Annotated in this window: 15 protein-coding genes and 1 tRNA gene; 5 read left to right on the top strand and 11 right to left on the bottom strand. The window is 61.3% G+C overall.

The window, feature by feature from the left end:
- Positions 1 to 453 (bottom strand): hypothetical protein, encoded by a 453-nt coding sequence (locus tag BJI69_RS14550; protein ID WP_071924983.1) that lies wholly within the window; start codon positions 451 to 453, stop codon positions 1 to 3.
- Between the two features lie 80 nt (positions 454 to 533).
- Complete coding sequence (locus BJI69_RS14545) at positions 534 to 1,733, bottom strand: acyltransferase family protein (RefSeq protein WP_052767008.1); 1,200 nt, start codon at positions 1,731 to 1,733, stop codon at positions 534 to 536.
- Positions 1,734 to 2,614: 881 nt separating this feature from the next.
- Here BJI69_RS14545 and BJI69_RS14540 point away from each other — a divergent pair.
- The 5 genes from BJI69_RS14540 to BJI69_RS14520 all read left to right on the top strand — a co-directional run bounded on the left by BJI69_RS14540 (position 2,615) and on the right by BJI69_RS14520 (position 4,740).
- Positions 2,615 to 2,950: a hypothetical protein gene (locus tag BJI69_RS14540; protein ID WP_046966025.1), complete on the top strand. Its 336-nt coding sequence runs from the start codon at positions 2,615 to 2,617 to the stop codon at positions 2,948 to 2,950.
- Positions 2,951 to 2,960: 10 nt separating this feature from the next.
- A complete protein-coding gene (locus tag BJI69_RS14535) occupies positions 2,961 to 3,488 on the top strand; it encodes a hypothetical protein (RefSeq protein WP_125903064.1) in 528 nt (175 codons plus the stop codon).
- A gap of 21 nt (positions 3,489 to 3,509) precedes the next feature.
- The gene (locus BJI69_RS14530; protein ID WP_046966027.1) at positions 3,510 to 3,815 is read left to right on the top strand and encodes a hypothetical protein; all 306 of its coding nucleotides are present in this window, start codon (positions 3,510 to 3,512) and stop codon (positions 3,813 to 3,815) included.
- Positions 3,816 to 4,152: 337 nt separating this feature from the next.
- Positions 4,153 to 4,695, top strand: a complete 543-nt coding sequence (locus BJI69_RS14525; RefSeq protein ID WP_071924982.1) for a hypothetical protein — start codon at positions 4,153 to 4,155, stop codon at positions 4,693 to 4,695.
- Positions 4,678 to 4,740, top strand: a tRNA-Ser gene (locus BJI69_RS14520). Before BJI69_RS14525 ends, BJI69_RS14520 begins: the two co-directional genes overlap by 18 nt.
- Before the next feature lie 849 nt (positions 4,741 to 5,589).
- On the opposite strand, the gene BJI69_RS14505 is transcribed toward BJI69_RS14520, so the two are convergent.
- From BJI69_RS14505 to BJI69_RS22920, 9 genes are read right to left on the bottom strand one after another with little or no spacing between them, the layout of a single operon-like run.
- On the bottom strand, positions 5,590 to 6,279 hold the full coding sequence (locus BJI69_RS14505) for an SOS response-associated peptidase (protein WP_046966030.1): 690 nt from the start codon (positions 6,277 to 6,279) through the stop codon (positions 5,590 to 5,592).
- Between the two features lie 34 nt (positions 6,280 to 6,313).
- A complete protein-coding gene (locus tag BJI69_RS14500; protein WP_046966031.1) occupies positions 6,314 to 6,778 on the bottom strand; it encodes a hypothetical protein in 465 nt (154 codons plus the stop codon).
- Positions 6,779 to 6,780: 2 nt separating this feature from the next.
- Positions 6,781 to 7,875 (bottom strand): hypothetical protein, encoded by a 1,095-nt coding sequence (locus tag BJI69_RS14495; RefSeq protein WP_046966032.1) that lies wholly within the window; start codon positions 7,873 to 7,875, stop codon positions 6,781 to 6,783.
- Positions 7,876 to 7,882: 7 nt separating this feature from the next.
- Positions 7,883 to 8,524 (bottom strand): hypothetical protein, encoded by a 642-nt coding sequence (locus tag BJI69_RS14490; RefSeq protein ID WP_046966033.1) that lies wholly within the window; start codon positions 8,522 to 8,524, stop codon positions 7,883 to 7,885.
- Entirely contained in the window at positions 8,524 to 8,796 is a 273-nt protein-coding gene (locus BJI69_RS14485) for a hypothetical protein (RefSeq protein WP_125903063.1), read from the bottom strand. Before BJI69_RS14485 ends, BJI69_RS14490 begins: the two co-directional genes overlap by 1 nt.
- 11 nt (positions 8,797 to 8,807) lie before the next feature.
- Positions 8,808 to 12,386, bottom strand: coding sequence for a TipJ family phage tail tip protein (locus BJI69_RS14480; RefSeq protein ID WP_046966035.1), 3,579 nt, complete (start codon positions 12,384 to 12,386; stop codon positions 8,808 to 8,810).
- Between the two features lie 60 nt (positions 12,387 to 12,446).
- Complete coding sequence (locus BJI69_RS14475) at positions 12,447 to 13,130, bottom strand: tail assembly protein (protein ID WP_071924981.1); 684 nt, start codon at positions 13,128 to 13,130, stop codon at positions 12,447 to 12,449.
- A gap of 56 nt (positions 13,131 to 13,186) precedes the next feature.
- Entirely contained in the window at positions 13,187 to 13,618 is a 432-nt protein-coding gene (locus BJI69_RS14470) for a hypothetical protein (protein WP_046966036.1), read from the bottom strand.
- A gap of 27 nt (positions 13,619 to 13,645) precedes the next feature.
- A complete protein-coding gene (locus BJI69_RS22920; RefSeq protein WP_244890722.1) occupies positions 13,646 to 14,092 on the bottom strand; it encodes an NlpC/P60 family protein in 447 nt (148 codons plus the stop codon).
- Position 14,093 lies beyond the last annotated feature (1 nt).

Raw genomic sequence — 14,093 nt, 5'->3', positions numbered from 1 at the left:
TCAGTCTTCCGTCGGCGGAAAGAAGATGGGCTTGATCTCCACTGCGAAGGGCTCATGCATGACCCACGTGGGCTCGGCGACCGTCAGACTCGGTGCCAGGAGTTCGTAGGGCACGTAAATGAAGCGAGCAAAGCCCGGCGCTTCCAGTTGCACGCGAAGTGCGTCCTTCACCGGCGAGTTGTATCGATCCGGAACGTTGACGTCGGCCGCAAGCGCGACACCAATGACTCTCCCCTCCCCTACCGCTGCGAGGAACGCACCGGCCATCAGTTGATACATTTCCTGGCTTTTGGGCCTCTCGTCGCCGTCCCATCCCCCGACAGCGGCCACGTCGCCATCGGGCGACAGTGTCGCGCCGAACGGAAAAAACTCTCCAGAGTCCTTAAGCATGGTGTGAGCGAAGTCCATGCAATAGGCGAGAAGCCCGTGTAGTTGATCAGGTGTCGCTGCCATGGATTTACTTCTTCGACTGGATGGCCGTGCAAGGGTATGGGCTACGTGTACATCGTTAAGGGCGCGATACCTGTCCTCTGTTACGCGGAGAGTGAAGGTTCTGTCGGTGACGCCCGGGCGTCTCTATCGCGCTCCACATCGCGCGGGAGACGTCCGGGGAATAGCCGTCGACTGAGCGCGATACCCCACGTATCGAACGTACGCTGAAACAGACTCGCTACCGCACAGGCCACCACGAAGGTCACAGGAATTGCCACCGCCGAGGCGGCGCCCCGCGTCCATCCCATGCGGACGAGTCCAAGGTAGATACCGCAGAAGAGGGTCAGGAGCAGCGGGAAGTGGACGAGATACAGCGAGTACGAAATTCGGCCGAGGTACTGGACCGGTCGACTGGACAGCACGCGTGCACCGAATCCGGCACGCACCGCGTAGACCAATGCGATGCCGCCCAAGATGTTGAAGAGGTGCTTTCTCATATAGAAGTCGGGGGACAACCACGTCGTCCACGCGTACACGGGCGAGGAATCGTACGACCCGAAGACTAGCGCCAGCGCGACGGCCAAGGCGACGCGCCAGCGCGGCTGCTGCGCCTCCATCCGGGCAAGGTGAACGCCGGCAAGGAAGCCACCGTAGAGAGGCCACGAGGTCGGGACCACAGCGGCTATGACTAGCATCACCACCGCGAACAGGGGGACGGCCAGCATGCCACGCGGGGCGATAGGGGCATACCCGAAGACAATGAACGACCCGATCAATTCAATCTTCATGGTCCACAGGATCGTCACGTAGCGCGAATCGCCGGTGAGGATCGCCCGATACGCAGCTTCCTGCAGGGCATCGATAACCGTTGGTGTGAAATTCCAGAACTGGGCAAGCCACGACGAGCCGGTCATCGAAGCCACGGTTGTCGAGGTCGCCACGCCCGTCGACATGAGCGCCAGAGCCAGCAGCACACTGCCCATGATCGGCACGGTGAGCCGCAGGTAGCGACGCAGGGCCTTGGTCGTCAGGTCCGACAGATCCCCGGTTGCAAAGAACTTCTTCGTCAGCACGTAGCCGCTCAGAACGAAAAAAATGCAGACAGGGAAGTTGCCGTTCCAGAAGTTCGATAGCAAAGGGAGTGCGATGATCCGCTCGCTCATCCCGACAGGCCCCGGAACGCCGGCACCTGGCCACAAGAAGCGAAACCCGAGCGGAAAAATCGAGATGAGGAGGTGGCAGAGAACGACGTTCGCCGCTGCAAGCCCTCTAAGACCATCTGCGTTTACGTCCTTTTCCATGGGCATCCCTTTGAAAGAAGCGCATTCTACCGCGGACTGAAGCGACTAGTGACGGCGAAGAACGTCATCGACTGCCGCGCCGCCCAGACTGCATCGGGACGATCCTAACGTTGCTCGACCCGACGAACAAATCGGTCGGCACAGCCTCGCATGGCCCTGCCGGACATGTAGAAATCCTGACAATGTAAGCCGCTCAAGCCGGTGCGACCGAGTCCGCCTCGGGTCGGAAGCAGACCTAATGCGTGTCGATCATATGACGGTCTGCAATGACCCAGTGCCGGCCTGCGTACCAGACGTGAATAAAGCCAGAGAACGCGCGCACCTCCAGGCCCGGAACAGCAAGCCATGATTCGATGGGCAGCTCGCGAGCCCAAGCTACTCGGTCTTCCTGCACTGCAATGGGAGATTTCGCCAGGCATTCAGGGCACGAAAAGTGTAATGCCGAGGCCTCTGTCGATGAGGTTGCGCAACTATCGAGAAGCACATCGACCTCATGGGGTGCTCCGCAGTGAAAACATTCGACTGACGTGACCATCTGCCTGCACCCTCCTTTGGCTTCTGGGTTATCCATGTCCGTCAAAGGTCTGCTACAGGCCGAGAGCGGACCTCCCCAGCATGGTTCATGATGCTCATGATGCGGCCGGCCCTAGCCCACGCTCGGCGACTATAGGGCACACGTAGCCGTGACCTGCACACCTGGTCGTCCGTCATCCGTGCGCCATGCATGGTCCATGCCGGTCACGCAGGCAACATCCTATTGCGTTTTGTAGGACATCTCTTACATCTGAAAGGGTGGGCGCCTACATACGCCGCCAATTCTGCCCGGGCATGATCCCCGCGCGCTCCGAGTTGTCGGAGGGCCAACCTTCAAGGGGAATCACATGCGTTCGAAGTCGATCCGTAAGGGCCTCGTGGCCTTGTCCTGCGTCCTCGGTCTTGGCGTCAGCGCCTCAGCCATGGCAACGGCTCATATCGTTGTCGCCGCACGTGCCATTCTGCTCCAGAACTACAACGGCACGACGCCAACGCTCTGGTACACGGGATCAGGTTGCACGAGCGGCAATTTGACTCTCGATCCGACACAGAGCAGCGATCGCGAGAAGCTCCTTTGGGCCACGATTCTCTCGGCCAAGGCCTCTGGCGCGAATGTCAACTTTGACTATGACATCAATGCCAACGTCTGCTACATCCGAAACTTCGCCGTCGAGCCGAACTGAGAGAGTGGCCATGACTAATGCAGTGGAAAGCGCACGAGTCAAAAAGCGGCGGTACGCCCTGCGACTCATTCTAGCGGCAGCGGCGCTGCTACCAGTTTCCGCATTCGCCGACAGCACAACCGGGACGACCTTGGCAATCGAAGGGGCACCGCGAACCGGTGGTCAAGTCATCATGCACGTTGTGCTAACCGGTAGCCACATCGTTTTCCTGGGCCAAGGGAGCGTTTCGGGTGGCACCGTCGATCTTTCCATGGACGGCAATGTGATCGCTCACGTCCAGATCGACGGGCACAATTCGAATGTAACAAAAGAAGACCCGTGCGCAGCGATCGTGGGCGGCGTCTGTGTGGCTGATCGCTATTACAGCGACCACACAGAATTCGGTTATCCCGTAACTCTTCCGAATGCCCCCGGTCAGCACGTCTTTTCGGCTCGGTTCACCGGCGACGATAAGTCCCACTCCTCCAGCGCACCCGACGTGACAATCTCGGCGTCAGGCGACGTGAGTGCAGCAATCGACCTTCTCCTCAACGACTAACTCACTCATAAGGACATCGCCATGAAATTTGCTTCTATCGCGATCATCGCTCTTGCTGCCTTCTCCTCCCAGGCTTTTGCCGCCGAAGACCAGAACCGGACCATTTCCGGCCTGGGCGTCCAGGGTACGGGTTACGTCCAAGTCAAGGAGGGCTTCTCGCAAGCCTGCCAGTTCGGCACCGTGTATCTGCCGGACCTCAGCCAGTACAACGCTCGTGCCATGATGGCTTTGCTGGTTGCTGCGCAGACCCGCGGTGCGCTCGTCACCGTCAGCTATGACGTGGCGGCATCCGGTTACTGCACGGCCAACAAAATTCAGGCTCAGTAAGCCTCATACACTGCGGGGTGAGGTCCGCCTCATCCCGCAGCCCTCTAGCCCGGTCGTCTACGTTCTTCCCGCTCGGCCACAAACAGCTCGAAGGCTTGAAATTTACGGTGATTTTTACGGGTGCGGTGAAATGCGGTCGTTGCGACTCGCTAAACCCGTGGGTATGACTGGTGCCCGGAGTCGGACTCGAACCGACATACCCTTGCGGATGAGGGATTTTAAGTCCCCTACACTGATGCGAAAAATCAGTGACTTAGCATCAAGACTATTACGGTGTCCTTGCAGTTAAGCCATTGTCACCTCTAGCATCAGTGCACGAGTTTTACGGGGGATTTCAGTGGAAACAAAGCCTGTCAGCTTCAGGGAATGGTCGCTATGGATTGTTGGCATCCTTGCTTTCTCTGGCGTGAGCGTCTCCAGCTTGAGGGATTGGTTTCGGTTGGCAATTCCTGCCCTTAGCTGGTTGGTAGGTACCGTGTCCATCCCCTGGCTCGCGCTTGCACTTGGAGGTTGCCTGCTCGCCGCGCTGGGCTTTGTCTGTGGAAGGCTTACTATTCAAAAAGCTGAAACCGCGGATCTAGAAGACGAAGCGCCCACTGGGAAAATCCTGAACGCCGCTCAGGTCGCGACGATTCGCACATTGCGGCACTACGACCGACCGATTTTCATCAGCGAACTCTCTGATATCGTTCTAAAGTCCGATCAGAGCCTCTCATCTCGTGAAGTTGCGCTTGCGATCGAAGCACTCTATGCACATGGGTGGATCGAGGGCGACAGGGCCTGGAATGGGCGCGGGCAAGAACGGAGGTTCGAGTTAGGCGCCCCAGGCATGGATTACGCACTGGCTCGCGGCTTCCCACACGGCCGAAAGGCAACCTAACTGTTAATCAGGGGGTCGTTGGTTCGAGTCCAACTTCGGGCGCCAGGTATTCAAAGGGCTTGCAGCGATGCAGGCCCTTTTCTTTTGCCTGATGTGTAAATTGATGTGTAAAAAAGATGGCCGATTTTCGTCGCCACCAGTCGCATAGGGTGCGATTCGGAGGCGCGAAAATTGCCCCATGGACTCCTTCCAACGCATCGCGCGCGACATGCGCGACCAGCGCCAGGCGCTGACCCGGTCCTCTTCACCTGCCGGCCGAGGCTTTCGCTTCTGTGAGCGTCATCGCCTTCGATACCCATCTGCCACGACCTGCCCGACCTGCTTCCCGCCGGCGGTGACCGGCCGGCACGGGAGGCGGCGCTGATGGCTTACGGCGGATCCGGGCGCCGGGATCGATACCAATCCCGCCAGAACCTCAACGCCGAGGCGTGGTGCTCGACGCACCAGCGGTATTACCGGACCCACATGAAGATGGGCTGCAGGGTCGTTCTGACCGGCGGATGCCCCCAGTGCGCGACCAGCCTGCGCGATGACCTGCTCGAAAGCCGTCGATCGCAGCACCTGCCCTAAGATCGCTCGTCCGAGCCCTTGGGCTTGCGGGGCTTCACGCCCTCATGCGGCATCACCTGGCGTCCAGGCGCTGGCTTGATTAGCCGATGATTGACCGCAGCCCAGCGCTCCACCCACCGCTTGCCCAGGGCCTCGTTGGCGGCTAAGGCACCCTTATCGTGGTGGGACTGACCGTCGGGGAACACAGAGGCGCGCCAGCGCCCGTCGGGCATCTCTCGCACCAGGCCGAACGTAGCGCCGTCCCACTGTGCGAACTGGGCCGCTCCGGGGATGCTCGGTGGTTTCCAAATGACAGTCATCGGGGCAGCGTAGCCGCCAGCTGTCTCAGATGGTGATCGGCTGGACCAGGTCCGGCCCCTTGTTCCGCGGCGAGCCAACGGCCTTCGGCACCGGGTAATAGGCGAGCTCGGCCTCGGGAACGACCTCTAAGACCGATGCTGCCTCTTCGGGCATTCCGTCGCACCACACGCCCCACAGGTCAGGGGGGATGATCACGGGCTGTCGGTCGTGGATATCGCCGGAAACCTTTCCAGGCTCACCGGTGATGATGGTAAAGGTCTTGACCCACTCCTCGCCCTCTTCGGGGCGCCACGCCTCCCACAGTCCAGCGAACATCAGAAGGTGGCCGCCCGGGTCGTGGATGAAGTAAGGCTGCTTGCTGCCCGGCTCACCCTTCCATTCGAAGTACCCGGACGCCGGCACGAGGCAGCGACGCTTCTTGAAAGCCGCCCGGAAGGCTGGCTTGGTGGCTACGGTCTCGGCCCGGGCGTTGATCGTCTTCGCGCCGATCTTCTCGTCCTTGGCCCAGATGGGTATCAGGCCCCACCGGAGCGGTTTGATCTCGTACCCATGCTCACCGCTGGCAATGACCAGGGCCTTCTGGGTCGGTGCGATGTTGAACTGGTCTTCCCGCTGGTTGATCTCGCTGACGATGTCCAGCTCGAGCTGGTCCAGCACCGTCTTGGCCTCTCGGCTCAGCGATACGGGTCCAAAGGTGGCATAGCGTCCGCACATCGCCGCAGGATACCGCCGCGGCGTGATGTTGGCGTCAGGAGGTCTGCTCGACCGGCACCTGGGACTCGATGATTGTGCCGGGCTCGTGGACGACCCAACCGAACGACGAAGGTTGCGGCGCCAGCGAGATCACCTGCTCGAGCGTAGGGACGGGGTTCGGTAGCTGACCGTTGAAGCCAGCCTGCCACTGGGAAGCCCAGCGCCATAGAGCATCGCGCCAGGCGATCATGGCCGTCGCATCCTGGGCGAACTGCGCAACTCCAGAACCCTTATAGGAGACGCAGGACAGCACCGAGTCGTAGGCGTTGCCGCGCGCGACGGTCTCCATCCAAGCCTGCAGGCCCGGCGTGAAGCGCGCGACGTAGTCGGCAAAGGTCGGCGCCGGCGCAGGCTCAATGACCGAATCGTCATCGGGCCAGAGGTAGTTACCGCGTGGAATGACGGTCCCTGTGTCCAGGCAAATGATGATGTCCGGGTTTTCCGTGTGTACGTAGCGCATCGTCAAAGCCTCGCGTCGGCGGTCATGTGGACGCAGATGGTGTGGGGTGCCTGGTCGCTAGAGAGCTGTTGGTTCACGATAAGCAAGGAGCCCTCAGAGATACCTGTCGTGCCGACGCTTGCCGTTCCACTGTTAGCATTCAGGTTTATGTTGATCCAGTTCACGCTGAAGCCAAGTGGGTTGAAGAAGGTGATGCTTGGTGCCGCGCGCATCTTCACCGGAAATGGGACACGAAGACCGTTGAAGCCTGCACCCGCCGACCCCGTCGTGATGATGTAGCTTATCGCTCCCGTCAAGCTCCCCGATCCATTAGCAGGAACCACGGACTCGAGGAAACTCTTCCAGTAGTAGCGCTGACACTGCTGAACCCTTTCTGGCACAGTCAATCGCTCAAACGCACTGGCAAATGATCCAAGCTCAAGCTGAATGCCACTCTGCTTTGCTGGTCCATCAAACGTAACTGCGCTTGTGGTCGTGAGCTGAACGAAGACGTTTCCAGTGATCGACGATGGAACAACCAGCGTTACTGATTGGGCGCCCGATCCGGCTGGGATGACGCCAGAGACGCCAGCTGTCGTGGCGTCTGGTCTAATGTTGACCGTAACCGCTCCCGACGGATTGCTCAGTGAGACTGTTACGGTTGCGCTCTGAAGGGACGGAGCCTCGATGATTTGTCCAATCGTTCCATTGAGGGTCATCGTCGAACCGTTTGAAGCCCTCGTAAACGACGCGGTTGCGCCAAACGTTCGCCACATGTCGTAGCCGTAGGCGTTGGCGCCCATAGCCCCGCCCGAAAACACAATCTGATTGATGGACGCGTCGCCATTGATGAGAAGGTTCCGCCTGCCCCGATAGACGAACCGCGCATCGTCGCCCGCGGCCACCGTTCCGGTCGATGTGCCAACGCTCTTGGTCGATGCGCTCCCAAGGCTGGCATGAAGTAAGGCAAGGTCCGCGGCGGTGGCATCTGCTTCTGACTTAGCTACCGAAACTCGCGTATCGAGGTCGAGGTCGTTTGCGTCGAGCTTCTGGAAGGCTCCAGTCGCATCGTCGCCGCCGTCGGCGAGTGTGTTGAAGTTCAGTCGTGTAATTGCCATCGGTGCCTCAGTAGAAGGTGACGTCTGCGACCAAGATCGTGGCCGGCGACTCGTTGACAGTGCTGATCCCCTGTGCGCCATCCACGATGATGCCCTGTGAGGTCACGACCCCTGCAGAAATGCGAGTGGCGAGGAGCTGGGTGTTGCCCGCGACCGCTGAGATACGAAATCCAGTGATCATGTGGATACAGGCGTAGACGCGAGAGGCGTCGTAGGACTTGTTGACGACCGACGAGACGCTGGAGTTGTACATATCGTTCACCCGCAGATACTTCTGCATGATGTCGAACGTTTTCTGGCCGGCAGCGTTGAATACCTGAAGCCCGAAGTGCGGATCTGTGGCGAAGGGCACGTCGAATACGTAGAACGGAACCGACGAGCCGATGCCGCCAGCAGACGTCACCATGAAGCCCCAACGGTTGTTCGCTGCGTCGAACCACTGCTGACCGACGGCGAATCCAGTACCCCCGACGGCAAGGAGTGGCATCGTCAGACCCGTCCGGAAAAAGGTGACGTATGAGGTGCCGCCGGCGAGCGTCGCGGTGGTCGTGACGGCCGTGCCCTGCTCGTTTACCGAGAGATTCCTGTAGGTATCGTCAGCCTGAACCGTCGTGCCGTCGGCGAGGAAGATCTGGAAGCCGACGGTCATCAGTACAGTCCATAAACCATGGTGACGTCGACGGCGCCGCCCGGGAACCCGCCACGGGGCGACCAGGAGATCACCCCGCCAGCGACTGTGATAACCGGCGAGTACCGATTTCCGTTGTTTCCATAGATCGCGTACCAGATCGTGCCCTGCGAGTTGTTCGGGACAGCGAGTGAGCTCGTGCTCGCGGCAGGGATGGCAACTGTTCCGATGACCCGAGACAGCCGCGTCGTGACGTCGATCATGATGTTCCCGGCCGCGTCGAACACCTGCATGCCGAGACCCATTACCAGGCGCCCCATCGGAAGCGGAGCGTGCCCGCAGCGTCGAAGAGCCGCGCGCCCGCGCCGTCACGCTCGGTGCGATATCCCGATCCAGAGCCGCGCATCACCAGCCCCGACGTCTTATCCAGGCTCCACAGCGGGTTGCCCGTGCTGTCGACAGCCGTGGACTGGATCGAGTTGCCAATCATGGCGTTCGTGATCCAACCGGTACCGATGAGCGCCTGGCTGATGAACGTCTGCCCACCCTGGATGACGAAGGGAGCCACGGCGGTTCCGCCGGCCGTCGTAGGCAGGATCGCGAAGGTGTCGGCCGTCACGAGGAACTGGGACTGGACCGTGCCACCACTGTTATCGATGCCGACCGCGAACCCCGCCTGGTAGTACTGGCCTCCCGAGGTCACACCCACTTTCCCGATGATCGCTGCCGAAACTCGACCGTCAACGTTTGCAGCCGACTGGATCGCCAGCTGGGCAGAGGCCTGTGCCGCGCCCGCCGTCGCCTGCACCGTCGTGACCTGCTGCGCGATCGCCTGATCGCCGTCGACACGCGCCTGCGTCTCGGTGGTCACCGCAGCGCTTACCGCAGCGATAGACGCCTGCGTAGTCTCGATCCGCTGACCGAGTGCGAGATCGCCGGACACGCGAGCCAGCGTCTGGACGTAGTAGCCAGCCCACGGAATCTGCGAAGGATCGCCAGCGGCGCCGGGAAGGTTCCCAATCGATGGGGGATTGACCTGCGCGTAGACCGAGTCGGTCTTCTCTGCCGTCGACTGCACGACGCCATCGAGCGTTTCGACGGTTAGGTTTACCTGCGACATCTGCAGGGCGAGACCAGCGGCGGTCTGCGTGATATTGCCGACGTCGCGCCATACCGTTCCGTCCGTGCCAGGCTCCGCGCCGCCGGCGGCCACAGCCACGAGCGCGGTCCAGAGGTGCCCGTCGTGGCTTACGAAGCCACCAAGGGGATACGCGACGTCTGACGCCCACTCCGGCGGCGGCGAGATGAAGCTCTGTAGGTCATCGACCGAAGCGATCGTGGCCAGCAGCTCAGAGCCGAGTTGGCTCTTGGTGATCTGCCCGGTCAGGTACTGAAGGATGTCCGAGGCATCGCTGCTCGACTGCCCGTTCACCGCACCCGCCTCGGGATACCAGGGGCCGACATTGCCGGCCTTATCGACCATCCGCCCCCAGAAGAAGAGGGAGACGCCCGCCGAGAGGCCGTGCAGCTCCGTCGCGGTCGTTGGGTACGCGAAGTCGCCCATGTGGTAGGAAATCGTTCCCTCGGCATCTGGACGAACCGCGTTCGTGCTCGCCCAGATCTCGGTGCGCTGCGTGTCAGTAACGCCTTCGGGGAATGCCCAGTTGATGCCAATGCCGAAGATCAGGCTGCTGGTGGTCAGGCTGGCCAGGCGCGGCGGTGCACCAGTCTTGCCGAGGACAGGCGTCGCCGCGCTGAAGGCGGTCAACGATGGCGTGTTGCCGTTGTTGAAGGCTGTCACCCGAGCCACATAGGTGCCGGTGTAGATGCCGACGACGTCGATCGAGGTCGTGCTCACGGTTCCAGCCTGGATCCACTGGCCATTGTCCTTCTGCCATTCGACCTTGTAGCTCGCTGCACTGGTGGCCGCGTCCCACTCGATGGTCATCACGTTGTTCGCGATGCCCTGCTCCACCACCTGGTGGCTGGACACGCGCACGTTGGTCGGTGGCGGCTGTACGCCGGTGGGCAGCTTGCTGATCGGCGGGATCTGGATCACCGCGCCGTTGTCGATATGGGCGAACTTGCTCGCGTTGTGCTGCACCGCGCTGATCGTGAACGAGATCGCGCCCTGGCTGCTGTCCTCAGAAACATTGAGGATGCGAAAGGTCTGGTTCGCCAGCGTCGAGCTCTCTACCGTCCAGACGGACTGGCTCACCGGTGCCTCGGTGAAAGCCTGGCTGACATGGAGGTCCCGGCCATCGATAAGGCTGATCGTCCGGGTCTCGGCCGTACCTGTGGGCAGGTGAATCGTCAGGGTATCGCCCACGGCCACTTCGCCTGGTGAGCGATCGACCGTAACCTTCGTAACCGTAGCGGCACTGATGCGGCCACCCTGCCGGAAGCCGGCGCGCGCCGGGTCCTGCACACGGATGATTTGGCCAGGTGCCGCCCTCAGCCCATCGAGGCCCACCGAGAAGACGACCGAATCCGTCTCATACTGGCTGGTCGTAATCGCCCACAGACCGCGGCGGTGCGCCTGCCCCTGGCTCGTGCACCCGAAGGCCACGAACTCCGTCTGTTGGACGCCGTAGCGAGCGATAGCCGCGGCGTCTTGCACGTACTCAGGAACCTGCTTGTAGCTGTTCGTCGGGTCGTTGTACGTGACGAGTGCCGTGGAGAAGCGCGTCTTTCGGGCGCTCGACTGGTAGGTGAATCGACTGTCGATCACGTTCGTCGCGTTGTAGGTATAGACCGGATCCTGCGGCATATCGGCGATCGTTGTGATCGCGCCACCCATCCAGTACGTCACCCCGCTGAAGACTGACGCAAGGTCGCCCATCAGGCGAAAAGCGTCCGCCCGCGACTGCAAGTACACCGTGCAGGTGAAGCGCGGCTCCTGGCCACCCTTCCCATCCGGCACAAGCTGGTCGCAGTACTGGGCAATCCGGTACAGCTCCCACTTGCCGAGCAGGGACGCATCGACCAGGTCGCCCAGACCGAAGCGGTCCTGAACGATCATGTCGTACACGATCCACGCGGGATTGTTCGTCCAGGCGATCTTGAATGACCCGTCCCAGATGCCAGAATAGGCGCGCGTCTGCGGGTCATAGTTGGTCGGCACCCGGATGAGGCGCCCCCAGCACACATAGGAGCGCGCGGGGATATTCGAGAACTGCGAGGCATCACCGCTGATCGCGATGTAGGCGGTGTTCGGGTAGCGCAGCTTCGTATCGATTATTTCGGTCATCGACACGATGCGCGTGGTATCAGCTACCGTCGCGCTGTTGGCGTTGGGCGTCAGCCGGCGGACACGAACGTTCCATCCCGTCACTGCCGGCGGAAGGTCCACACGGATAGTCCTCTGGTAGGGACCACTCGCCTTGCCGTTGAATGCGCCATTGACGACGGTGTCGTAGGCGCCCCCATCGGTCGATATATCGATCGCGAAGGAAATCAGGTAGCCGTTGATGTCGCCATTCGAGCTATCGCTTTTCTGTAGCGCATCCACCTGAAGCGTCAGCGATACGGCGGAGAGCTCGATATTGTCGACCGATCGCACCCACGGCGTGATCGACTTCAGCTCTGTCGATATGGCTATCTCGTTCTTTACCGATCCGTAGCCGGGGACGTAAGACTGATCCTGCGTTCCGCTCCGGAACTGGACCGAGACGCCGGTGAAGTTCAACGTCCCATCGGCGTTGGCTACAGGCGTGCCGTCCAGCTTCACCGATTGGAGGCCGTTCACCAGCCCAACGATCTCTCCTTCTGAAAGCGCGTCCTCGATCTGGAAGTAGGAAATAGAGCGCAGCGTGTCCGGCGCTTCGACAGGGGTGCGCGCCGCAGAGCCGCCCTTTGCGCCGATGATGCGATCAAGGCCCATGGAGGTCCCAAAGAAAAGGCCCGCTCATGGCGGGCCTGGGTGGTATGCGCGTGCGCCCCGTCAGTCCGGGTCGTACGGAGATGCTTTAGATCCGCCGAATGCCGTGCCGAAGCCGATATTCGAGTGCCGCGAGCTATAGTCGGAAGCCTCAATACCTGCCGAAATGACTGTCGATCCAATTTCCATCGGGCCGCCGTACAGCACGGGGACACAGCCGCCCTGGGCAGTCGTATTGACCGGTCCGTTGAAGACGTAGCTCGCCTGGTTGTCCGCCGAATCGGCCCCCTGCTTCGCCAGCTTGGGCTGTGGGCTAAGCAGCTGCACGACGCCACCGGCGATCATGCCAATGCCAGCCGTGACGAAGATCGCGCCCAATGGCGACAGAGTTCCGAACGAGAAACCCGAGATGGCGAAGCCGATGAATACGAGCACGGCGCCAACGATCGTTGTCAGGACTCCGCCATTCTTGGCCCCAGCATGCACAGGGGCGATTCGAATCACCGAGCCGGCCGGCTCGCGCATCTGCTCGCGACCGATGTTCTCGGCGTTCGCGCCCTCGCCGCGCCAGATGGCAAACTCGATGCCTCGGTCCATACCCTCCATGAGGAACTGCCTGAAGCCGTCCACCATGGTGCATAGGGCTCGGATGGCCTCGGCGGGCGTCTTTGTCTCGAGGTGAAGTTTGAACGACCGGCCGAAGCGCTTTCGCATCTGGCCCGATAGAAGAATGGTGGTCGCGGTCATATCTCGCCCATAAAAAAGCCCCGCTTGTGAGCGGGGCTGTTTGGTGTCGCGAGAGGTCAGTCCAAGGTCGTTGGAGCGATCTCGACGCCACTTTGATTGATCAGTATTCGGTACCGCTTCACGTCGCCAGGCTTCAGAACGACGTTGGTTTCCCTTCGGTCCTGTCCCTCGCGGTAGCCGCAGAGCCCTGAACCTGTATTCCACGTGCCAAGGACGTGCTCACCAGCCGGCATATAGAAGCTTGCGCGCTCGCCGGTTCCCAGCTTGCCCACCACGACCCCGTCGACGAAGACTGCGGCGTAGCAGCCCGAGCCGCTGTAGCCCACGTCGCGGGTGACCACGACGGACGCATCGTCGGGGGCGCGTGCCTGGAGGCCGATCAGTCTGTCAGCCGTTGGCGTACGCAGCTGGCCGGCCTTCGGTGGCTTGGTGGCACACGCCGACAAGGCGATCGCCAGGATGGAAACGAAAACAATTCCCTTACGCATGTCGCCCCCTTGGTCAGAGGCGGCAGGTTACACCAGGCGCCACACCGAGCGGGTGACCTCCTGCCAGTAACCGCCATAGACGTCGCGCGAGCTCAGGCGGTCGTAGAGGTGATGCAGTATGTGGCCACCGCCGAGGTAGATCGCCGCGTGATTTGGAACCAGGTTCTTGGACCGAATTTGCATAAGGACAAGATCGCCCTCGGCGATGTCCTTCAGTTCGACCTTCGTAAATCCTGCGGCCTGCATGGCAGCGTCGCCGTAGAGATCGCTGCTGCCGTCGTCCCACCAGTTATCGGCCCGCTCAGGGTCGGGCAGGACGATGGCACGCTCGCGTGCGTACCAGTCGCGGCATAGAGCCCAGCAGTCGAGCACACCGTGAGCCCAGCTCCGTCCAACAAGCGGCGCCGCATATCCGCTGGGCTGGATCACCTGCGTGTCGGCGACCACCGGCCCCGGCATGACGCTCACGATCACC

This window comes from Luteibacter rhizovicinus DSM 16549, assembly GCF_001887595.1.
Lineage (GTDB): Bacteria > Pseudomonadota > Gammaproteobacteria > Xanthomonadales > Rhodanobacteraceae > Luteibacter > Luteibacter rhizovicinus.
This window is presented reverse-complemented; position numbering and strand designations above follow the sequence as displayed.